Here is a 21,814-nt window from a genome sequence, read left to right as displayed (position 1 = left end):
TCCTATGAGCGACCAGCGGCGGGAACTCGTGCGGGCACGGGAGCTCCAGGGGCTGACGCAGGCGGACGCGGCGGACCGGGTCCACGTCGCCACCTCGACCTGGGCCCGGTGGGAGCGGGGCGAGCGCGCGCCCCGGACGCAGCACATCGCGGAGATCGCGCGGATCCTGGACGTCCCGGCGGGGCGGGTGCGGGCCTGGTTCGCCGAGCCCGGAGAGCCCGTCGAGGACGACCCGGGCGGCGCGTCCGAGGACGACCGGACGCTGCCCGACCTGGGCGACCCGACCATGATCTTCGCCGACGCCCGCGCGCTCGGCGCGTCCAACGCGGACCCGGACGTGTTGCGCATCGCGCGGCTGTCCCTCGCCCGCATCGTGGACCGTTACGAGGAGTTCGGACCCTGGACGCTCGCTCCCGAGGCGCGCGAGCTGCGCCGGTCACTGCACGTCCTGCTGCGCGGGCAGCAGCCCCCGAAGCAGCGCCGCGAGCTGTTCGCCGCCGCCGCGCGGGCGGGCGGACTGCTCGGCTACATGGCCGTCCACCTGGGACGTCCGGTCGTCGCGGAGGCGTACCTCGCCGAGACCGAACTGCTCGCCGGGTACGCGGACGACGTCGACACGCGCATGTGGGCCGCGGGCACGCGCTCGCTCGCCCTCTACGACCAGGGACGTTTCAGCGAAGCGGACGCCGCCGCCGAGGCCGCCGTCCGGCTGGACCCGACCGGCCCGCAGGCGATCCGCCTTCTCTCCACCGGACGGGCCCGTCCGCTCGCCCGCCTTGGCGGCGCCACCGCGCACGCGCGCGCGGAACGCCTGCTCGACGAAGCCATTGAGCTGTCGGAACTACGCCGCGACCGGCTTCCCGCGGGATTCCCGCCGTGCGTCTCGTTCGGCCCCTACAGCACGGCCCGGACGCTGGTCAGCGCCGTCACCGTCCACGTCGCGATGGGCGAGACGGAGCGGGCACTCGAATACGCCTCGGCCGTCGAGCCGATGGTGCGCGGCTCCGGATCCCGCTGGACGGAGGCCCTCGTCGGCCTCGACGTCGCCACGGCGCTGCTGGGGGAGGACGTCCGGCGGGCCATGAGCCTCGGCTGCCGGGCGCTTGAACTGACCCGTGCGGTCCCGATCCGTCCGGTGTGGCAGCGCGCCCGCGACCTGGAGGCCGCCGCCGCGCCCTGGGCGGAGGAGGCGCACGCCGCGCGCTTCAGCGCCCAGCTCCGCGAATGGGGCCGCACGCCCCTGGCCCGTCCCGTCGTGGCGGGCTGACCCCGCCCGAGCCGAAGCCCCGCAGTCCGAGCCGAAGCTCCGCCGCCCGGCGCGAAACCCCGCAACCCGAGCCGAAGCCCCGCCGCCCGGATCGAGACCGGGACGGCGGAGCCGCGGACGGTGGGGTCAGAAGACCGTGTCGGGGCTGGTGATCTCGACGTAGCTCTGGCCGGAGACCTTGCAGTTGTCGACCGTGCCGGTCACCGTCGAGGTGCCCTCCCAGTAGCCGCCGCCGGGAGCCTCGTCCCAGGCGACCTCCTGGTCCTTGCGCTGCGGGGTGACCGTGAACTGGCCGCCCGGGACCTTGACCTTCCAGCCGCTGCTGTAGGTCAGCTTGGTGACCGGGCTGGTCCAGCTGCCGACGGGGGTCATCGTCAGCTTGGTCGGGTCGAGGTCGGTGGTCGAGCCGTCGGGCTTGACCAGGGTCCCGGCCCGCCGGACGAGGCCGGACTTGTCGCTGATCAGGTACACCATGTACTGGCTGCCGTTGGTCAGCTGGATGCTGAACCAGTCCCAGCGGCCGTAGCCGGACTTGAAGTCCCCGTACTGATGGTCGAACCACGACTGGCCGGTGACCTTGATGGCCTCACCGTGGTCGTAGACCGTGCCCGAGGTCTTCAGGTTGGTGTACGAGTAGTAGTACGACCGGCCCCACTGGGCGTAGTCGATGAGGCCGCGCACCCCCTGGTAGTTCCCGTGCAGCGCGGGCGGGGTGCTCTGGTTGAGCGACAGGTCCAGCTTGTACGAGCCGTCCTGGAAGCCGCCGCCCAGCTTGTAGCTGCCGCTCTTCCCGGACATGTTCCAGTCGTCCACGGCGATGTCGTATCCGCCGTCCGCCGGGATGGTGTCCGGAAGACCGGCGGCCTTCGACTCCCACTTGAACTTGTCGTTCGTGAGGTCGGTGACCGAGAGGTTCCCCGCGTACCCGGACAGGCTCGGGTACTGGATCTGGTTGCGGAAGAAGACCTGCTCGAAGCCGTAGTCGTGACGCTTGCCCTTGCTGTCCACACCGCTCAGGTGGCCGGTGTAGTAGTACCACTCACGTGTCGCGTTGTGCGGCGACTCGTCCTTGGGGATCGAGACTCCGACGGTGTCGGCGGAGGCTGAGGCGGGGGAGGCCAGGAGGAGGGACAGCGCGGCCGCGGACGCCGCTCCCAGCGCGGTCAGCCGCCGCGCCCGGCCTTTGTGATCTTGGATCATGGCCCGCACCCTAGCCCTGTGAAAACCGCTCGAGGAAGGCCCAGGCATCCCGCACAATCGACCTCATGCGCAAGATTCCGACCGTTTTCACCCGTGACTGGGCCGGAGATCCGAAGCACGTGACCCGCTTCCCCGACCCCGACTGCGCCTGGGTCTTCGCAGGCCAGGGCGTCCCGACCCGCAAGTTCGACGGCACCTGCGCCCGGTTCGACGGCGAGCTCTGGTGGACCCGCCGCGAGGTCCGCGCCGGCCGGACGCCCCCGGACGGCTTCGTCCCGATCGCCACGGACGAGACGACCGGCAAGACCGTCGGCTGGGAGCCCGCCGAGTCGTCCTCGTTCCAGAAGTTCCTTCGCGAGGCCGCCGGGGACGCCGTCTGGGAGCCGGGCACCTACGAGCTGATCGGCCCGAAGGTCAACGGCAACCCGGAGGGCGTGGACGCGCACGCCCTCGTCCCGCACGGGGAGCAGCGCCTCATCGGCGTCCCTCTCGACTTCGACGGGTTGCGCGAGTGGCTGCTCGCCCATCCGTACGAGGGGATCGTGTGGCACGCGGCGGACGGGCGGATGGCCAAGCTGAAGCGCCGCGACATGCCGTCCTGATCGACCGGGACGACGTGGGTGAGGGGCCGGGGCGGGATGGTTCGGTGGTGCTTTGTCCCGGCCCCGTCGGAGGGTGTGGGGAGTCACGGCGGTGGTGCACCGCCGTGACCCCGTCCCCCCACACCGCAGGCGGACCCGGCGCGTCAGGCCCGGAACGGACGCGCCTTCCCGAGCGCTTCCGTTCCGCCCCCTTGGGCCTGGCGCGATGGCCATCCACTTCGGTGCGCACGAAGTTAGCGGGGTCGGAACCGCGGGTTCACTCGCTTCGAAGGCGCGTCGTTGAGCGGTCGTTCACCTGCGGTGAGCGGTCGGTGGCACGGGACGAGCGGCGCGCGGACTTCTCGTCCGTGCGCGGATTTCTCACTGAGACAGGGTGGCGCGTGGGCGGGCCTACAGGTAGAGGCCGAAGAGCTCCTCGGGGTGGTCCCAGATGGGCGGCATGTCGTCGGAGACGAGGGTGACCAGGGCGTCGCGGCTCGGACGGTCCGGGAGGGACGCGATCCGCTGCGCCTGGTTGGCGACGGCCATGTCCAGCAGGTTCCGCATGAGGCGCCCGTTGCCGAAGGCCTCTCCGCGCGGGACGCGGCGCAGCATGGCCGACAGGACGCCGGGGAGCTCGTCGTCTAGCCGGAAGCCGTCGTCCTCGGCGAGCGCGGCGAACACCGCGACCAGCTCGTCGTCGGAGTAGTCGGGGAAGTGGACCTGCTTGGGGAAGCGCGAGTCGAGGCCGGGGTTGGCGGCGAGGAACTCGGCCATCTCCCGCTGGTAGCCGGCGACGATCACGACGAGGTCGTTGCGGTGGTCCTCCATGAGCTTGACCAGCTCGGCGATCGCCTCGTGGCCGTAGTCGCCCTTCATCGGCGACTGGGCGAGGGTGTAGGCCTCGTCGATGAACAGGACGCCGCCGGCGGCGCGCTCGACCAGGCGGCGGGTGCGCGGCGCGGTCTGGCCGATGTACTCGCCGACCAGGTGCGTCCGGGACGCCTCGACCAGGTGCCCGGACGACAGGACGCCGAGCCGCCGGTAGATCCGTCCGAGCAGGCGGGCGACCATCGTCTTGCCGGTGCCGGGGCTGCCGGTGAAGACCATGTGCCGGGTCGGCGTGCTCACCCGCAGGCCGGAGCGGACGCGCGCCCGGTCGACGCGCGCGGTCGCGGCGAGCAGCGCGATCTCGTGCTTGACGTTCTCCAGCCCGGTCAGCGCGGCGAGCTCGGCCATCGGGTCGCCCGCGGCCTTCGCGGTGTCGAGCGTCGCCGGGACGTCGCCCTTCCGGACGACCGGCTGCTCGCCCTCGGCGGTCCTCAGGCCGGAGAGGACCAGGTCGGCCAGGTGGGGGGCGAGTCGGGCGTTGCGGAGGGTCTGGACGGGCGGGGTCGCGGCGAGCAGCGTCCCGGCGGCGGCGAGGGCGTGCCGGGTCGCGCGGGCGCCGCGCACGGTGAGCGCGCGGCGGAACAGTTCGGCGTGCCCGTCGGCGGTGAACGGACGGGTCCGCGCGATCCGGAACCGCTGCGGCAGGACGGGGTTGACCTCGCCGATCCGGCGGTCGCCCTCGGTGTCGCAGAGCGCGGCGACGTGCAGCTCGGGGTGGATGGCGAGCAGCCGGTGCAGCTCCTCGGCGACGGCCTCGCCGAGGCTCGGGTCGGCGACGACGGCGTCCAGGCCCTCGATCACCAGGAGGCGGTCGGCGCCGCAGTCCCGGACGTCGGCGTGGAGCTTGGCGACGGCGTCCGGGAGGCGCTGCCCGACCAGCAGGTTCGCGGTCAGCCAGAGCGGGTCGCGGCCGAGGGACAGGGCGCGGCTGAGCTCCTGCGCGGCGTCCCGCTTGCCGGTGCCGTCCGGCCCGGCGAGCAGCAGCCGGACGCCCGGACGGGGCGCGCCCGCACTCGCGGTGGCGCCCGCGAGGACGCCGTCGAGGGCCGCGGTCAGCTCCGGCTGGTCCACCAGGCCCGTGGGCGGCGCGGCGGGCACGGCCGCGGGCTCGCCCGGCGCGGGCCTCAGCCGGTCGGCGAGCGGGTTCGGCACCCGGCGGCGCGGCGCGAACAGCCGCCGCAGATCGGTCTGGAACTGCACGACCGGGATCCACTCCGGACGCGGGAACCAGGGGTCGCCGGGCAGTCCCTGGACGATCGCGACGAACCGCATCGACATGTCCAGCCAGGCGCGGCAGGCGTCCGCCGCGCCCGACACCAGGGCCGCGACCAGCCACGACCGGGTCTGCTCCTGCCACGCGGCCGCCTTGAACCCGCGCCGCTCGACCGGGAAGCGGGCGCGGACCTCGCGGTACCGGTCCTCGCCGACCGCGACCGCCAGCTCCGGCGGGACGTGCTCCATGCTGCCCTGCAGCAGCAGCTGGACGAGGTGGGTCTCGACCGACTCCTCGCGCGGCGCGACGGCCATCAGGTGCTCGCGGGCGGCGAGCAGGCCCTCGCACACCCACTCCAGGTACCCGACCGGGCCGAGCAGCTCCGGGACGGCCGCCAGGACGCTCTCGGGAGCGTGCGCGTGCCACTGCTCGCGCAGCTCCATCTTCGGCAGGTTGACCTCGCCGGACGGCGGCGCGTCGTACAGGTCGATCAGCGCGCGGCGGCGGGTCTCCAGCGGCTCGATGCCCTCCAGCGCGACCAGGCACTCGCGGGCCAGTTCGATCGCGAGCTCACGGTCGGGGGCCTCGACCAGCCAGTCCAGCGGGGGCCGCCACCGGCCGCCGGGCGCGTCGCAGCGGGTCATCCGGGTGCTGAGCGGCGCCGGGTTCGCCAGGTGCTTGTACAGCAGCCGCTCGGGGAGCTGCGACCAGGACCCGGCCTTGATCGCGCCGCCGCCCGGCAGGAACGCCAGGATCGCGAAGATCTCGGCCGTGACCAGGGACGCGGGCAGGGTGAGCAGCTTGTGCTCGTCGGTCGTCAGGCCCGCCGCGCGCGGGTCCGCGGCGAGCGCGTCGATCCGGGCGGCGACCTCCTCGAACAGGCCGTCCGGGACGCGCCAGGGGCCGTGCGCGTACACGTCCAGGACCGGCTCGTCGGTGAGCAGCAGTTCCAGGTGCTCCGGCAGCCGCAACGCATTCTCCCCAGGGACGTCCAAAACAGGGGTACAGCCTACGTTTCCGGACGTGTCGCCGGTCCGGGATCCGCACCACGCGGCCCGGCCCGGCCTGTGCTCCGCCGGACCCGGTCAGTCTCCGCCCTTCCACCCGTTCCGTCGAGAGTGGAAATCTCAGTTGGCGGGTACCGGCCGTCCGCGCCGCGCTCCGCCATCCGGGGAACCCCGCCGGAAACCGGCTCTGAGCTGCGCGGTAATCCAGCGTTGATCGACTCGTGTCAGGGTCACCGACGTCGGCGCCCCTCCAGGGGGTTGGCAGGTGCGCCGAGCGTTGGCCTGGCCTTATGACGACCGCTGCGTTCTGGCCGGGCACTCCCTCAGCGCGGATCCCGGACGGCCCCAACCGTCCGGGATCCCGCCGTGCTGAGGTCCCCTTCCTCGGCCGTTCCGCGCCTCCGGTTCAGATCCGGTTCAGACCGTCCGGCGCAGGGCCTCGACCGCGATGCGGGCGGCGGTGCCGATCACGGCGTCCGCACGGGGCGCGACGGCGACCGGCTCGGACGCGCGGGTGAAGACGGCCACGGCGTAGCGTCCGCCGTCGGGGTACTCGACGACACCGATTTCGTTACGCAGGGTGAGCAGGGTCCCGGTCTTGCCGCTGACCCGGACGTCGTCGCGCGGGAAGCCCGAGGACAGCCGGTGCGGCCAGACCTGGAGGCCGAGCAGGCGGCGCATCAGCGCGCACTCGGGCGCGGGGGCGGCCTCGTCCCGCCAGATCATCGACAGCAGGCGGGTCAGCTCGCGCGGGGTCCCGTCGCTGGTGCGGGACGGGTCCAGCGAGCTCAGCCGGTCGATCATGCCGGGCTCGTCCAGGCGCTGCCACAGCTCGCCCAGGTCGGCCGCGCCGGAGTCGGCGAGCAGCGCGCCGAACACGTCCCGTCCGTCGCCGATCACGTGGACGCGGCGCAGGCCGAGCGCGTCGAGGGCGGCTCCGACCTCGTCCCGCCCGACGCGCGCGAAGACGGCGTCGGCCGCCGCGTTGTCACTGACCGTGATCATCAGGCAGGCCAGGTCGCGGAGCGACATCGTCACGTCGTCCAGCATGACCGACAGGCCGGTGCCGCCCTCGGACCGCTCGCCTGCGCGCAGGGTGATCCGCTCGGCCGGGTCCAGGACGCCGCGCGCGGCCAGCCGGAAGAACGCGACCAGCAGCGGCACCTTGTAGACCGACGCGAGGACGACCGGGTCGTCCGCGCCGACGCCGAGTTCGCGTCCGGTGTCGACGTCCACCGCGTGGAGGCGTCCGGAGACGCCCGCCTCGGCGAACGCCCGCTCGATCGCCAGGACCGCGTCGCGCGCGGTCATGCCAGGAACCCGGAGGACGGGCGCAGGACGACGCGTCGCGGCGGGGCGGTGTCGAGAGGCCGCATCGCGGCGACCTCGCGCAGGACATCGGTGGTCACGGCCGCGAAGTCTGCCACCGGTCCGTCCTCCGCGTCGCGCCGCCAGGCGCACGAGGTGCGCAGCGCCAGCGGCGCACCGGCCAGCGGCCGCCACACCGCGCCGCCCGCGCCGTTCGCGTCGCCCGGGCCGGCCGGGCGCGGGACGAGGGCGACGGCCGTCCCGGACAGGACGAGACCCAGCGCGAACTGCGGGTGCCGGGCCTCGTGGACGACCGGCGGATCGAACCCGTTCCGGCGGCAGGCGGCCAGCAGGTCGTCGTGGACGCCGGGGGCCTCGTCGCGGGGGAAGAGCACCAGGTCACGGCCCACGAGGGCGTCCACCGGGGGTTCGGCCGCGGTGGCGAGCGGGTCGTCCGCCGCGAGCAGGACGCCGACGGGCTGGGCGAGCATCGGGCCGAGCGACAGGCCGCGGGTGTCGCACGGATGGCGCAGGACGGCGACGTCGAGCGAGCCGTCCGCGAGGGCGCGGACCTGCTCGGCCGTGCTCGTCTCGCTCAGGGTGAGCCGCAGGTCGGGGCGCCGGTCGCGGAACGCCGACACCAGTGCCGCGACGACGTCGCCGCCGAGGTCGGAAGGCAGTCCCGCGCGCACGAGGCCGACCTCGCCACTGCGGGTGCGGTCGGCGAGGTCGCGGATCCGGTCGACGCGGGCGATGACGTCGCGCGCCTCCGGCAGCAGCAGCCGTCCGGCGGCGGTCAGCTCGACCCTCCGGCTCGTCCGGTCGAAGAGTCTCACCCCGAGTTCGTCCTCCAACCTGCGGATGCGCTGGCTCAGCGGGGGCTGGGCCATGCCGAGCCGCTCCGCCGCGTGGCCGAAGTGGAGTTCCTCGGCGACGACGACGAAGTGGGCGAGATGCCCAACAATGTCCATGACCTGGAACGATATCAAAATCCGTCACGCTGCGGGATCGATAGCACTCTTGGACATACCCTCGATGACCTGGTGTTCTGTGAGCTCACCGCACCAAGAGGGGGATGTCATGACGCGATCCCGGTGGGCGGCGGTCGCCGCCGCCGTCGGCGTTCTCGTCGGAGCCGGGGTGTTCTGGTGGCTCGGGGGAGACGACGGGCCGAAGGACACGGCCGGCAAGTTCACCGCGGCGTGGTCCAGGGGGGACTACGCCGCCATGCGCGACCTCACCGCCAACGCTCCCGCCGACCTCACCACGAGGCTCGCCAAGCAGCGCGACGACCTGGGCGCGACGGCGCAGGAGTACACGGTCGCCTCGGTCGGCAAGCCCAAGGGCGGCGAGGCGGGGGGCGCGTACTCCGCGCGGCTCACGCTCGCCGGAGGCAGCACCTGGAGCTACGACGGGACGATCGGCTTCACCAAGTCCGGAGGCAAGTGGAAGGTGGACTGGTCGCCGACCGTCCTCTACCCGACCCTCAAGGAGGGCCAGCGCCTCAGCGCCTCCCGCACGTGGCCGAGCCGCGGGCAGGTCAGCTATGCGGACGGCTCGTCCATGGAGGGCTCGCCATCGGGGTCCGTCCAGCAGATCGTGGGGCCGGTCGGCCCGGCGACGGACGAGGCGGCCAAGAAGCTCGGAGCGCCCTACCGCAAGGGCGACCCGGTCGGCGTGGACGGCCTGAGCAAGCAGTACGAGAAGCGGCTCGCCGGAACGCCCGCGCTGACCGTCCGCATCGTGGATTCCGGCGGACGGACGGTCTCGACGCTCAAGCGGTTCGGCGGCAAGGACGGCCAGCCGCTGCGCACGACGATCGACCCGAGGACGCAGCGGGCGGCCGGGCAGGCGCTGACCGGTGCGGACAAGCCCGCCTCGATCGTCGCGCTGCGTCCGTCCACGGGGGAGATCCTGGCGATCGCGAACAAGCCGGGCGGACTCAACCGGGCGCTGCTCGGCCACTACCCGCCGGGCTCGACGTTCAAGGTCGTCACGGCCGCCGCGCTCGTCGCGGGAGGGATGGACGCGCAGACCCCCGTGCCCTGCCCGGCGACGATCAACGTCGGCGGCCGGACGTTCAAGAACTACCAGCACGAGAGCTTCGGCACGGTCCCGCTGCGGGACTCGTTCGCGCACTCCTGCAACACCACGTTCGCGCAGCTCGCGGTGCAGAAGCTGGGTCAGCAGAAGCTGACGTCGGTAGCGCAGCAGTTCGGGTTCAACGCGCCGATCGTCGGCGGGCTGCCCGCCGTCCGGGCCACGTTCCCGGCGTCCAAGGACGACACCGCGTTCGCCTCGCAGGCGTTCGGCCAGGGCGAGGTGCTGACCAGCCCGCTGAACATGGCGAGCGTCGCGGGCGCGGCGGCGGACGGCACGTGGCGGACGCCCCGGGTCGTCCCGGCCGACCTCGCCTCGAAGGCGGCCGACGCGGGCGGGCGCAAGCCGGAGCCGCCGCACCGGCTCGACCCGGCCGTCAAGACGGCGCTGCACTCGCTGATGCCCGCGGTCGTCACCGAGGGCACCGCGCACGTCGTGAGCTTCCCGTCCGGGACGGCGGGCAAGACCGGCACGGCCGAGTTCGGCGGCGGCGACAACCCGCCCACGCACGCCTGGTTCATCGGCTACCGCGGTGACCTGGCCTTCGCCGTGATCGTCGAGGGCGGCGGGACCGGCGCCGAGGCGGCCGCCCCGATCGCCGCGACGTTCCTGAGGTCGGTCGGCTGAGCCCGGATCGACGGCGTTGAACGGTTGTTGATCGGGATTCGGCAGGCTGGACGAAGACGGGCCGGGCGCGAATGACGGTCGACCTCGTTTCTTGGCGGGGGCGGGGTCTGGATCTCCGTCGGCTACGGGCGCGCCCGGCCCGACCCCCCAGTGCCGGGTGCCGGCGGGTACGCCCTTCTGGCGTTGCGGGCGACCCGCCGGCACCCGCCACGACGGGGGCCGGAGCGCCGGTCAGTCGGGCACGGACGTGAGGCGGGCGCGGACGGCGCCGGCCTCCGGGGAGCCCTTCTCCTCGAGGATCCCCAGTGCCTCGGCCCAGTGCGTCCGGGCGGTGCCGGTGTCGCCGCGCGCCGCGAGGGAGCGGGCGAGGGAGTCCAGCGCCATGGCCTGGCCCCACCGGTCGCCGATCTCACTCAGGACGGCCAGCGCGCGCCGGGCGTCCGCCTCGGCGGTCTCGGCGTCGCCGAGTTCCAGCCGGGCGTGCGCGACGCGGAACAGCGACAGGCCCTCCCACACGCGGTACCCGCCGGAGCGGAAGCGCTCCAGCGCCTCGAGGTGCATCTCCAGGACCTCGGCGCGTTCCCGGACGTCCCGCAGGACGACTCCCGCCTGGTAGAGCGCGTACCCGATGCCGTACACGCCGCCGAGTCCGCGATGCAGCGCGAGTCCGGCGGTGACGGCCTCGGCGGCCTCGTCGGCGCGTCCGACGTCGAGCAGGGCGCGGCCCAGCGCGGCCAGCGTGACGCCCTCGCCGTGCCGGTCCCCGTGCGCGCGGAACGCGGCGAGCGCCTCGTGGTCGAACCTGAGCGCCTCCTCGTGGCGCCCGCGCAGGTAGGCGCTGTTGCCGAGACGGCTGAGCGCGTCCGCGGCCGTCCACGTGTCGCCGGTCTCGCGCGCGAGATCCAGGGCGACCCGGCAGGCCGCCTCCGCTTCCGGGAGCCGGTCGGCGTTGTAGTAGAGCCTGCCGAGCAGCAGGTGGGCACGGCCTTCGGCGCGCGGGTCCCGGTGTTCCAGCGAGCCTTCGATCACCGCACGCGCCGCCTGCTCGCACGCGCGCGCGTGGAATCCCGAGTTGACGAGCGTGTCGGTGAGCAGCAGAAGGTCGGCGGCGGGTTCGGTCAGCCCGGCGCGCGCGGCCTGCGCGATCACCGCGAGCAAGGCCGGAGCCTCGGTGAACAGCCAGTCCCGTGCGGCTCCCCGATCCGGGAAGGACGTGTCCGGTGAGCCCGCCGCCTGCGCCCGTCCGTCGCCGGGGTTGATCATCAGGTGGGCGGCGCGGGCGGTGGTGAGGCAGAAGTCGACCAGGCGGCGGAGGGCGGCGGCGCGTTCGGAGGCGGGTTCGTCGGCCTCGGCGCGCTGGCGGGCGTACAGGCGGAGCAGGTCGTGGAAGCGGTACTGGCCGGGGGAGGGCGAGCGGAGCAGGCTGACCCGCTCCAGGTCGCGGCAGAGTTCGGCGGCCTTTCCGGGCGGGACGGCGAGGACGGCGGCGGCCGCGCGCACCGAGAAGGACGGCCCGTCCGGCAGGGCCAGCAGCCGGAAGGCGCGCCGCAGCGCCGGGCCGAGCTGCTTGTAGCCGAGCTGGAAGACCGCCTCGACGGCGAGGTCGGCGACGCGGAGCTCGGTGAGGCGGCGGCGGCGGTCGGCCAGCCGGTCCACCAGTGACCGGACGGTCCAGGACGGGCGGGCGGCGAGCCGCGCGGCGGCGACGCGGACGGCGAGCGGCAGGTGCCCGCACGCCTCCAGCAGGTCGCGGACGGCGTCCGGTTCGGCGGCGATCCGGTCGGCTCCGGCGATCCGGACGAGCAGCTCCCGGGACTCCTCCGGGGCGAAGACGTCCAGGTCGACGGGCCGGGCCCCGGGGAGGGCGTCCAGCCGGGCCCGGCCGGTGACGATGACGGTGGCGCCGGGGCCGGAGGGGAGCAGGGGGAGGACCTGGGCGGTGTCGCGGGCGTTGTCCAGGACCATGAGGACGCGTCGTCCGGAGAGGACGCGCCGGAGCAGGGCCGTCCGGTCGCCGAGGTCGTTCGGGACGGCGTCCGTCGCGACGCCGAGGGCCTTCAGGAACGCGCCGAGGACGAGGTGCGGGTCGGCGGGGTGATCGCAGGCGCCGTGCAGGTCGGCGAAGAGCTGGCCGTCCGGGTGGTCGGCGCGCAGGAGGTGCGCGACGCGCAGGGCGAGCGCCGACTTCCCGACGCCCGCGACTCCGGCGACGGTCGCGACGCCGGTCTCGGCGAGGGCGCGGCGCAGCTCGTCGATCTGGGCGGTCCGTCCGGTGAAGTCGGCGACCGCGCCCGGGAGCTGCGCGGGCCGCGCGCTCGTCGCGGGCGTGGGCGAGGACGCGGCGAGGACCCGCCGGTGCAACGCGGTCAGCGCGGCGCCGGGCTCGATGCCCAGTTCATCCACGAGGACCCGGCGCGTGTCGAGGTAGACGTCGAGCGCCTCGGCCGGACGACCCGACCGGTACAGGGCGAGCATCAGCAGCTCGCGCGGCCGCTCGCGCAGCGGGTACTCGGAGATCAGCCGCTTCAGCTCGTCGACGGCCTCGGCGTGGTGGCCCATCTGGACGTCCAGTTCGAGCTTGCACACCTGCGCGGCGACCAGCCGCTCGGTCAGCCGCACGCGCTGCGCCTCGGCGAACGGCCCGGGGATCCCGGCGAGCGCTTCGCCTCGCCAGAGTCCGAGCGCGTCGATGAGCAGTTCTCGTGCGCGCACGAGGTCGCCGTTCGCGCTCGCCTGCTCGGCCTCGGCGACGAGGCGCGTGAAGCGAAGGGTGTCCGTCGCCTCGGACGGGAGGCGCAGCGCGTACCCGCTGCCGACCGTGACCAGCACATCGGACGCTCCGCCCGCGATGCGCCGGGGCTCGAACAGGCGGCGCAGCCGGGACGCGTAGGTGCGCAGCGTGCCGAGCGCGCGCGGCGGGGGATCGCCGTCCCAGACGGCGGAGACGAGCTCCGGCGCGGACACCGCCGCGCCCTCGCGGAGCAGCAGGACGGCGAGCAGCGCGCGCTGCTGGGGCGAGCCGAGATCGAGCTCGGCGTCCCCGCGCCGGCCGAGCGGCGGGCCGAGAAGGCCGAACCACAGCGGTCCGGTCTGCGTCTCCATCGGGAAAGAGTAGATCGCCGCAGCTCATGACCGGACCCGGGCCGTCCTCACGGCCCCGGGTCCGGTCACGGGCCCGGCTCGACGGACATGGCCTAGAGATCGCCACATTTAGGCCAGAATGGGCGTTTATGGACATCGATCGGGACCTCCGGTTCGCCGTGCTGGGCCCGGTGCGCGCTTTCCGGGACGGCGCGGAGCTGCCCCTCGGCGGCCCGCAGCAGCGCGCGTTCGTCGCCGCGCTGCTCGCCGCGGAGGGCCGTGGCCTGCCGATGGACCGGATCGTCGGCGCGCTCTGGGGCGACGGACCGCCCGCCCGCGCCGTCGGGACCGTCCGCACCTACGCGTCCCGGCTCCGCCAGGTGCTGGAACGCGACCGGTCCCGGCCCGAGATCCTGCTGTCGGACGGCGACGGATACGCCCTGGTCGTCCCGGACGAGGCCGTGGACGCCCGGGCCTTCGAGACGGGCGTCGCCAAGGCCGGCGGCGCGGGGTCCCCCGCCGTCCGCCGCGACCTGCTCGACGCCGCGCTGCGCGCCTTCACCGGCGTCCCGCTGGCCGGCGTCCCCGGCCCGGACGCCGACGCCTGGCGCACCCGGCTCGCCGAACGCAGGCTCGACGTCCTGCTGGTCCGCCTCGACCTCGACCTCGCCCTCGGACGGCACGCGGCGGCGGTCGCCGAACTCGGCCTGCTCGCCGGGGAGAACCCGCTGGACGAACGCGTCCACGGCCTGCTGATGACGGCCCTCTACCGGCACGGGCGCCAGGCCGAGGCGCTGGCCGCGTTCGGCGAGGCCCGGCGCGTCCTCGACGCCGAGCTGGGCGTCCGGCCCGGTCCGGAACTCGCCGACCTGCACCAGCGGATCCTGCGCAACGACCCGTCCCTGGGCGGCGACGACCATGAGGCCGCGCCGCTGCCCGCCCCGGAACCCGGGCCCGAGCCCGAGCGGTCCGACCTGCCGAAGCCCGCCGCGCTCCCGGCCGACCTCCCCGACTTCACCGGACGAACCGCCCTCGCCGACCAGCTCGCCCGCGCCCTGACCGCCCCCGCCGAGGAGCGCACCGCGCCACTGGTGCTGGGCCTGTGCGGCGTCGGCGGCGTCGGGAAGACCGCGCTGGCCGTGCACGTCGCGCACGCCGTCCGCGCCGCCTACCCCGACGGGCAGCTCTACGTCGACCTGCAAGGCGTCTCGGAGCACCCGCTCGACCCCTGCGTCGTCCTCGCCGGATTCCTGCGCGCGCTCGGCGTCCCGAAGGACGGGATCCCGGACGGCACGGCCGACCGGTCGGCGCTCCTGCGCTCCCACCTCGCCGACCGGCGCGTCCTGATCCTGCTCGACAACGCGCGCGACGCCGCGCAGGTCCGTCCGCTGCTGCCCGGCGAACGCGGCTGCGCCGTCCTGATCACCGGCCGCGCCCGCCTGGGCGGCCTGCCCGGCGCCCGGCACGTCGACCTGGACGTCCTCGATCCCGTCGAGGCGATCGAGCTGTTCGGCAGGATCGCGGGCCGGGACCGGGTCGCCGCCGAACGCGCCGCCGTCGTCGACGTCGTGGGACTGTGCGGCCTGCTGCCGCTCGCCGTCCGGATCATCGCCGCGCGCCTCGCCGCCCGGCCGACCTGGACGGTCGGCACCCTCGCCGCCCGGCTCGCCGACGGCCGCCGCCGCCTCGCCGAGCTGCGGATCGGCTCGCTCGCCGTCGAGGCGACCTTCCGGCTCGGCTACGACCAGCTGAACCCCGCGCAGGCCCGCGCGTTCCGCCTGCTCGCCCTCCCCGACGCGAACGGCCTGTCGGTGGAGGCCGCGGCCGCCGCCCTCGGCGAGACCGACGTGCTCGCGGTCGAGGACCTCCTGGAGTCCCTCGTCGACCTCGGCCTGCTCGACTCGACCGCGCCCGGCCGCTACCGCTACCACGACCTGCTCTGGCTGTTCGCGCGGCAGACCGCCGGACGGCTGGACGACGAGGACGCGCGGGCCGTCGTGCCCGTCCGGCTGCTGACCCACCTGCTGACCGTCCAGCGCGTGGTGACCGGGCTCGTCCGCCCCGGCCTGTTCACGTCCGGGATCGCCGAGACCGCGTCCGCGCCCGGCGGGTTCGAGTCCGCGGCCCGCGCCCGCGACTGGACGTTCCGCAACCTCGACATGATGCTCCCGGTCATCCGGCAGGTCGCCCGCGAGGGCACCGCGCCCGCCACGGCCGCCGACCTGCTGTTCGCCCTCGACCCGCTGATCGAGGAGGGCTACCGCTGGTGCGAGATCGAGTCCGCCGCGCGCGCCCTCGCGGACCGCGGTCCCGGGCCGTACGCGGAGGGCCGGGCCCGCTACGTCCTCGGCCGGGTCACCGTCCACACCAGCCGCCTGGACGAGGCGGAGGAGGCCGCCGGACGCGCCGCCGAGCTCGCCGGGTTCGTCGGCGACATCGCGCTGCGCGTCGCGTCCCACGACCTGCTCGCGCACGTCGCGTTCTACCGGCTGCGCCCGCGCGAGGCCGCCGGGCATCTGGAGCGCGCCCTCACGCTCGGCCGCGAGCTGGGCGACCGTGCCGGGGAGATGGAACGCCTCGCCAGTCTCGCCTACACGCACGTCGAGCTGGACGAGCCCGAGCGGGCGATCGACTGGGCCGAGGCCGCGCGCGACCTCGCCCGCGAACTCGGCTACGGCGCGGGCGAGGCGTACGCGCTCTACACCCTCGGCATGGCCCTCGACCGCGCCGGATGGCTCGACGAGGCCGTCGCCCGCTACGACGACGCGCTCGCGATCTGCTGGTCGCAGGGGCTGCGCGCCCGCGAGTCCTACGTCCTGCTGCGGCTGGCCGAGACCCAGCTGCGCCGCGACCGTCCGGAGGAGGCGCTCGCCACGGCCGGGCAGTCCCTCACGATCGGCCGCGAGATCGGCGAGGAGTTCCAGGTCGGACGTGCCCGCGTCGCACTCGGCAGGGCGCACGCCGCCCTCGGCGACACCGCCGCGGCCCGCGCCTCCTGGAACGAGGCCCTGGACGTCTTCACCCGGCTCGGCGTCGCCGAGGCCGACGAGGTCCGCGCCCTCCTGAACGGCCTCCGCGCCCACCGCGAACCCTAGAACGGCCCTTCTGAGTTCGGTTCCTCAGAAACTCGACCCCTCAAAGTTCAGCGCGTCAGAGCCAGTCGCGCCGCTTGAACAGCAGGTACAGCCACAGGCTCAGCACGACGATCGACAGCGAGCTGAACCAGAAGCCCCAGCCGTGTCCGTACCCCGGATACGGGACGTTCTGCCCGTAGAACCCGGTGATGGCGGTCGGGACGGCGATGATCGCGGCCCAGCTGGTGACCTTCTTCATCACCTCGTTCAGCCGGTTGCCCTGCAGGGCGATCCGGGTGTCGAGCAGGTTCGCGATCAGGTCGCGCAGGCCGTCGGTGTACTCGCCGACGCGCAGCGCGTGGTCGTAGACGTCCTGGTAGTAGGGGATCAGCGGCTGCGCGACGAGCCGCACGTCGCGGCGGAGCAGGGTGTTGAGGATCTCGCGCATCGGCAGCGAGATCCGGCGCAGCATGAACAGGTTCTTGCGCAGTTTGAAGCTGCGCTCCTGGATCTCCCGCACGGGGAACGCGTCGTCGAAGATCAGCTCCTCGAGCGCGTCCGCCTCGTCGTCGAAGGCCTGCGCCGCGGCGAGCTGGTGGTCGACGACCAGGTCGAGCAGCGCGTAGAGCAGCAGCCCGACCGTGTTGGACGCGGACTCGCCGCGGGTGATGTCGGGGCTGCGGTCCCAGCGCCGCACCAGCTCGTCGACCGGGAACCCCGGCTCCGGCCGGACGGTCACGATCGCCGTGTCCGTCACGAACGCCGACAGCTCGAAGAGCCGCATGTCCGCGCCGTCGACGACCGGCAGGTAGAGGTTCAGGAAGAGGTAGTCGGCATAGCGGTCCAGCTTGGTGCGCTCGTGCCGGGAGACGGCGTCCTCCACCGCGACGGGATCGAGGCTCAACTCGCGGCTGATCACGCGCAGCGCCGTGTGCTGCGGCCCGCACAGGTCGAGCCAGACGACCGTGTCGTCGAGCTTCAGGAACTCGCTGACGTCGTCGGCCGGGAACCCCTCGGCCGACATGACCCCGCCCTGCCAGGCGCGGGTGTGCGGCGGCTCGGCGTAGGTCTCGCCCTCGGCGTCCCGCTCCGGAGGCTGCGCGGTCATGCCGTTCCTTTACCCACGGATCGGCGCCGTCCCCCTCGCCGCGGGCCCGGTCGATCCCCGGACGACCAGTTCGCCCGGCAGCGACAGGGACCCGGGACGCCCGCCCTCCAGAAGCCGCAGCAGCGCGTCCATGCCCGCCGCGCCCAGCTCGCCCGCCGGAAGCCGGACGGTCGTCAGCTCCGGTTCCAGCGCCGCGGCCAGCAGGACGTCGTCGAACCCCGTCACCGACAGGTCGCGGGGGATCTCCAGCCCGCGCGCCCGCGCCGCCTTGTACGCCCCGGCCGACATCACGTCGTCGTCGCAGATCAGCGCGGTCGGACGGTCCGGGCCGCCGCCGCCGAGCAGCCGCAGGGCCGCGTCCTTGGCGTCCGCGACGTCGAGCGCCGCGTCCTCGCGGACGAGCGTCGCGCCCGGGACGGCCTCCACGGCGTCCGCGAGGGCCCGTCCGCGCGCGTGGAACGTCCACTGGTCGATGGACGACGCGACGTGCCCGAACCGCCGGTGGCCGAGACCGGCGAGATGGTCCACGATCGCGCGCATCCCGCCCTGGACGTCGAACACCACGGTCGGGGCCTCGGCCGCCGGGTCCGAGTCGAGCATCACGACCGGCGTCCTGGCGAACCCGCTCAGGGCGTCCTCGGCCAGCGAGGACGCGAGGATCCCGTCGATCGCCTCGTCCGGCGCGGCGAACGGGCTGTCGGCCGGGCCCGCGTACTCCGGCCAGGGGTAGGCGACGACCCCGAACCCGTGCTGCGCCGCGACCCGCGCCGCGCCCTCGTACACCGCGCCGAAGAACGGCGCGTTCAGGGTCGGGACGACGAGCATCACCGTCCGGGTGGACCCGAGCCGCAGGCTGCGCGCCGCCCGGTTCGGCCGGTACCCGAGCCGCTCCGCCGCGTCCTGGACGGCGGCGGCCGTGGCCGGCGACACCCGCCCCGGCCACTTCCCGCCCAGCACCAGCGAGACCGTGGACTGCGACACTCCGGCCGCCTTCGCCACGTCCCGGCTCGTCGGACGGCTGGTCATCGGCATGTCAGCAGGCTAGCGCCATCCGTCTCGACGCAGACCACCCCATCGTGGTACGTATGATGAGCCGTCCCAGTAATACGTATGACTTACCCCTCGGAGTGTGATGCGCGGCTACGTGGAGTTCCTCCGTGCCCCGTTCGCGGCGCGGCTGCTCGGCGGAACCCTGCTCGGGCGCCTGCCCAACGGCATGGCGATGCTCGCGGTCGTCCTGCACGTGCGCGCGGCGGGAGGCGGGTACCCCCTCGCCGGGACTCTCGGCGCGGTGCTCGGCCTCGCCACGGCCGTCGGGCAGCCCGTCCTCGGCCGCTTGATGGACCGGTTCGGGCAGGCCCCGGTGCTGCTCCCGGGCGCGATCGCGTCAGCGGCCGGATTCACGCTGCTCGCCGCGTTCGGGGCCGACCCGCTCCCGGTGACCGTCCTGGCCGTGGTGCTCGCCGGGTTCGCGACGCCGCCGCTGGAGGCCGGGCTGCGCGCGCTCTGGCCGTCCGTCCTCGCAGGCCCGGACCAGGTGCACGCCGCGTACGCGCTGGACGCCGCCGCGCAGGAGATCCTCTTCACCGTCGGGCCGCTGCTGGTCGTGGGCGCCGCCGCGATCAACACCCCGACCGCGCTGCTGCTCACCGGCGCCCTCGGCATCGTCGGGACGCTCGTGGTCATCACCGCCAAGCCGTCCCGCGTCTGGAGGGGCGAGCCGAGGTCGGGGGACTGGGCCGGTCCGCTGCGCTCGTCCGGGCTGCGCGTCCTGCTCGCCTCGCTGAGCATGGCCGGGATCGCGCTCGGCGTGTACGCGGTCGCCGTCGTCGCCTACGCCGAACGGCTCGACTCGGAGGTCGCGTCCGGGGTGCTCCTGGCCGCGATGTCCGCGGGCGCGCTCGCCGGCGGCCTCGTCTACGGCGCCCGGAGCTGGCCGGGCGAGCTGCACCAGCGGCTTCCCTGGCTCCTGGTCCTGCTCGCCGCCGGGTACGCGCCGCTCGCCCTCGCGCCCGGCCTGCCGCTCATGACCGTCCTGGCGTTCGTCAGCGGCGTGTTCCTCGCCCCCACGCTGGCCTGCTCGTTCTCCCTGGTCGACCGGCTCGCGCCCGTCGGCACGGTCACCGAGGCGTTCGCCTGGATCGTCGCCTCGATCGGCGCGGGCAGCGCCCTCGGCTCGTTCGTCTCCGGATACGGCGAGCACCTCGCGGGCGTGCCCGGCGCGTTCGCCGGAGCGGGGATCGGCGGCCTGCTCGCCCTGGTCGTCTGCCTCGCGGGCCACCGCACCCTCCGTCCGCCACCCGTCCATTCGGACGCCCTGACCCGCGGCGCGCCGGTCTCCTGAGCCACCCCTCGGGATACCGGCGCGCCGCGCCACTCCTTGACGTGGGCGGGGCCACAGAAGACGGATGCGCCCTTCCTGTGCCGCTTTCACCGCAGCCCGGTAGGATCGCGGCATGAACGGGTGGGGGGTATCCAGGAGCGCGGCGCTGACGCTGCTCCTGAGCGCCCTGCTCGCCGGGCTGTTCCTGATGCACGGACTGTCCGCGAGCCCGTCCCCGATCCACTTCTCCGACCCCGTCCAGATGACGGGGTCCGCCATGACCGGCCCCGGTAGGACGGACGCCGGCGCGACGGCGCACCACACGCCGTCCGCCGCGCTGCCCGGCGGCCTGGAGATCAGGGCCCACGTGGGCATGCTCCACGACATGGGCGGATGCCTCGGCGGGACGGTCTGCCTGGCCCTTCTGGTGTTCGGCGTCATCGCCGTCGCCCTGGCCGGACGGTCCGTCGCCCTGCTGCCCGCGCGGTTCCCCGCCGGCGCTCGCTGGACGCGTCGTCGCGGCCCGCCCCGGGCCCGTCCACCCGATCTTCACCGGCTCTGCGTGATGCGGCTGTGAGAGGTCCGTCCGACCTCGGCACAGCCATGCGCACAACACAGAGCACAGGAGATCGACAAATGAAGAAGCAGCACATCGTGGCCGTCGGCATGGCGGTTCTGCTCGGCCTCGGCGCCGCGGCCTGCGGCGGGGACGACAAGAAGGACGGTAAGACGTCCGGCCACGAGGGCATGTCGGGCATGTCGATGCCGAGCAGCTCGGCGACCGCGTCGCAGGGCGGGCACAACGCGCAGGACGTGATGTTCGCGCAGATGATGATCCCGCACCACCGGCAGGCCGTGGACATGGCCAAGACCGTCCTCACCAAGGGCGGCGACGCGAAGGTGAAGAACCTCGCCGGACGGGTCGAGAAGGCCCAGGCCCCGGAGATCGAGAAGATGTCGGGCTGGCTGAAGGGCTGGGGCGAGTCCGTCCCGGGCGCCGGCGGCGGGAACGACATGGCCGGCATGGGGCACGGCATGGACGGCATGATGACCGAGAAGCAGATGGCCGACTACGACAAGGCGTCCGGCAAGGATCTCGACCGGATGTTCCTGACCATGATGATCGAGCACCACAAGGGCGCGGTCACCATGGCCCAGCAGGAGCAGAAGGCCGGCTCCGCGCCTGAGGCCAAGGCTCTGGCCGACGCCATCATCAAGGCGCAGCAGGCCGAGATCACCGAGATGAACGGCATGCTGAAGTCCTGACGTCCGCCCTGCCCGACGCTCCGCCCGGCCGCCGGTCCGCCGACCGGCGGCCGGGCTGGCAGCTTGATCCACATTCGCCCGTTTCTCCACCGGCTCCGTGTGATGCGCCTGTAGGGTCCGGCCCGACTCAGCACATCCCCTCATGTACCGAGCGCATGGAGACCGACGAATGACGAAGCAGTGGATCATGGCCGCCGGCATGGCGGTCGTTCTCGGCCTTGGCGCCACCGCCTGCGGCGGGGACGACAAGAAGAAGGACGACAAGGGGTCGAGCGCCGCCGCGGCCAAGGGCCCGCACGGCGAGCAGGACGTGTCGTTCGTCCAGATGATGGTCCCGCACCACCGGCAGGCCGTGGAGATGTCCAAGACCGTCATCGCCAAGGGCGCCGACCCGAAGGTGAAGACCCTCGCGGGCCGGATCGAGAAGGCCCAGGCCCCGGAGATCGAGAAGATGTCCGGCTGGCTGAAGGGCTGGGGCGAGTCCGTCCCGGGCGAGGATGACCACGGCATGGAGGGCGTGGACCAGGACAGGGGCGGAATGATGTCCGCGAAACAGATGGCCGACTACGGCAAGGCGTCCGGCAAGGACCTCGACGAGCAGTTCCTGACCTTGATGGTCGACCATCACAAGGGCGCGGTCACGATGGCCGAGGACGAGCAGAAGAACGGTGTGTCGCCCGACGCGAAGGCCCTGGCCGGCGCGATCATCAAGTCGCAGCAGGCCGAGATCGCCGAGATGGGCGACCTGCTCAAGTCCTGACCGGACGT

15 protein-coding genes are annotated in these 21,814 nt (G+C 73.9%); 8 read left to right on the top strand and 7 right to left on the bottom strand.

Annotated elements, in window-relative coordinates:
- The first annotated feature begins 4 nt into the window (after positions 1 to 4).
- Positions 5 to 1,267 (top strand): helix-turn-helix transcriptional regulator, encoded by a 1,263-nt coding sequence (locus tag AB0L06_RS37540; protein ID WP_500235970.1) that lies wholly within the window; start codon positions 5 to 7, stop codon positions 1,265 to 1,267.
- Positions 1,268 to 1,393: 126 nt separating this feature from the next.
- Here the strand turns inward: AB0L06_RS37540 and AB0L06_RS37535 are convergent, their stop codons facing one another.
- Positions 1,394 to 2,467 carry a lipocalin-like domain-containing protein gene (locus tag AB0L06_RS37535; protein WP_500235969.1) on the bottom strand — a complete coding sequence of 358 codons (1,074 nt, stop codon included), beginning with the start codon at positions 2,465 to 2,467 and terminating at the stop codon, positions 1,394 to 1,396.
- Positions 2,468 to 2,532: 65 nt separating this feature from the next.
- Here AB0L06_RS37535 and AB0L06_RS37530 point away from each other — a divergent pair, with 65 nt between their 5' ends.
- Complete coding sequence (locus AB0L06_RS37530) at positions 2,533 to 3,069, top strand: RNA ligase 1 family protein (protein WP_500235968.1); 537 nt, start codon at positions 2,533 to 2,535, stop codon at positions 3,067 to 3,069.
- A 390-nt stretch (positions 3,070 to 3,459) separates the two neighbouring features.
- Here the strand turns inward: AB0L06_RS37530 and AB0L06_RS37525 are convergent, their stop codons facing one another.
- The 3 genes from AB0L06_RS37525 to AB0L06_RS37515 all read right to left on the bottom strand — a co-directional run bounded on the left by AB0L06_RS37525 (position 3,460) and on the right by AB0L06_RS37515 (position 8,438).
- Positions 3,460 to 6,123, bottom strand: coding sequence for an AAA family ATPase (locus AB0L06_RS37525; protein WP_500235967.1), 2,664 nt, complete (start codon positions 6,121 to 6,123; stop codon positions 3,460 to 3,462).
- 453 nt (positions 6,124 to 6,576) lie between these two features.
- A complete protein-coding gene (locus tag AB0L06_RS37520; protein ID WP_500235966.1) occupies positions 6,577 to 7,470 on the bottom strand; it encodes a serine hydrolase in 894 nt (297 codons plus the stop codon).
- Positions 7,467 to 8,438, bottom strand: a complete 972-nt coding sequence (locus AB0L06_RS37515; protein WP_500235965.1) for a LysR family transcriptional regulator — start codon at positions 8,436 to 8,438, stop codon at positions 7,467 to 7,469. The genes AB0L06_RS37520 and AB0L06_RS37515 overlap by 4 nt, the downstream gene beginning before the upstream one ends.
- A gap of 109 nt (positions 8,439 to 8,547) precedes the next feature.
- Between AB0L06_RS37515 and AB0L06_RS37510 the strand changes: the two genes are divergently transcribed.
- Positions 8,548 to 10,194 carry a penicillin-binding transpeptidase domain-containing protein gene (locus AB0L06_RS37510; protein ID WP_500235964.1) on the top strand — a complete coding sequence of 549 codons (1,647 nt, stop codon included), beginning with the start codon at positions 8,548 to 8,550 and terminating at the stop codon, positions 10,192 to 10,194.
- 231 nt (positions 10,195 to 10,425) lie between these two features.
- Here AB0L06_RS37510 and AB0L06_RS37505 read toward each other — a convergent pair whose 3' ends face one another.
- Positions 10,426 to 13,296 carry an AfsR/SARP family transcriptional regulator gene (locus tag AB0L06_RS37505; protein ID WP_500235963.1) on the bottom strand — a complete coding sequence of 957 codons (2,871 nt, stop codon included), beginning with the start codon at positions 13,294 to 13,296 and terminating at the stop codon, positions 10,426 to 10,428.
- Between the two features lie 128 nt (positions 13,297 to 13,424).
- On the opposite strand from AB0L06_RS37505, the gene AB0L06_RS37500 reads away from it, so the two are divergent.
- Positions 13,425 to 16,370, top strand: a complete 2,946-nt coding sequence (locus tag AB0L06_RS37500; RefSeq protein ID WP_500235962.1) for an AfsR/SARP family transcriptional regulator — start codon at positions 13,425 to 13,427, stop codon at positions 16,368 to 16,370.
- A gap of 55 nt (positions 16,371 to 16,425) precedes the next feature.
- Here AB0L06_RS37500 and AB0L06_RS37495 read toward each other — a convergent pair whose 3' ends face one another.
- On the bottom strand, positions 16,426 to 17,457 hold the full coding sequence (locus AB0L06_RS37495; protein ID WP_500235961.1) for a magnesium transporter CorA family protein: 1,032 nt from the start codon (positions 17,455 to 17,457) through the stop codon (positions 16,426 to 16,428).
- Positions 17,458 to 17,466: 9 nt separating this feature from the next.
- The gene (locus AB0L06_RS37490; RefSeq protein WP_500235960.1) at positions 17,467 to 18,489 is read right to left on the bottom strand and encodes a LacI family DNA-binding transcriptional regulator; all 1,023 of its coding nucleotides are present in this window, start codon (positions 18,487 to 18,489) and stop codon (positions 17,467 to 17,469) included.
- A gap of 100 nt (positions 18,490 to 18,589) precedes the next feature.
- Between AB0L06_RS37490 and AB0L06_RS37485 the strand changes: the two genes are divergently transcribed.
- From AB0L06_RS37485 to AB0L06_RS37470, 4 genes are all read left to right on the top strand, one after another.
- A complete protein-coding gene (locus AB0L06_RS37485; RefSeq protein WP_500235958.1) occupies positions 18,590 to 19,801 on the top strand; it encodes an MFS transporter in 1,212 nt (403 codons plus the stop codon).
- A 112-nt stretch (positions 19,802 to 19,913) separates the two neighbouring features.
- On the top strand, positions 19,914 to 20,357 hold the full coding sequence (locus AB0L06_RS37480) for a DUF6153 family protein (RefSeq protein WP_500235957.1): 444 nt from the start codon (positions 19,914 to 19,916) through the stop codon (positions 20,355 to 20,357).
- Between the two features lie 59 nt (positions 20,358 to 20,416).
- A complete protein-coding gene (locus AB0L06_RS37475; protein WP_500235956.1) occupies positions 20,417 to 21,046 on the top strand; it encodes a DUF305 domain-containing protein in 630 nt (209 codons plus the stop codon).
- Between the two features lie 169 nt (positions 21,047 to 21,215).
- The gene (locus AB0L06_RS37470; protein WP_500235955.1) at positions 21,216 to 21,806 is read left to right on the top strand and encodes a DUF305 domain-containing protein; all 591 of its coding nucleotides are present in this window, start codon (positions 21,216 to 21,218) and stop codon (positions 21,804 to 21,806) included.
- Positions 21,807 to 21,814 lie beyond the last annotated feature (8 nt).

This window comes from Spirillospora sp. NPDC052269 (assembly GCF_040679435.1).
Taxonomy (GTDB): domain Bacteria; phylum Actinomycetota; class Actinomycetes; order Streptosporangiales; family Streptosporangiaceae; genus Spirillospora.
This window is presented reverse-complemented; position numbering and strand designations above follow the sequence as displayed.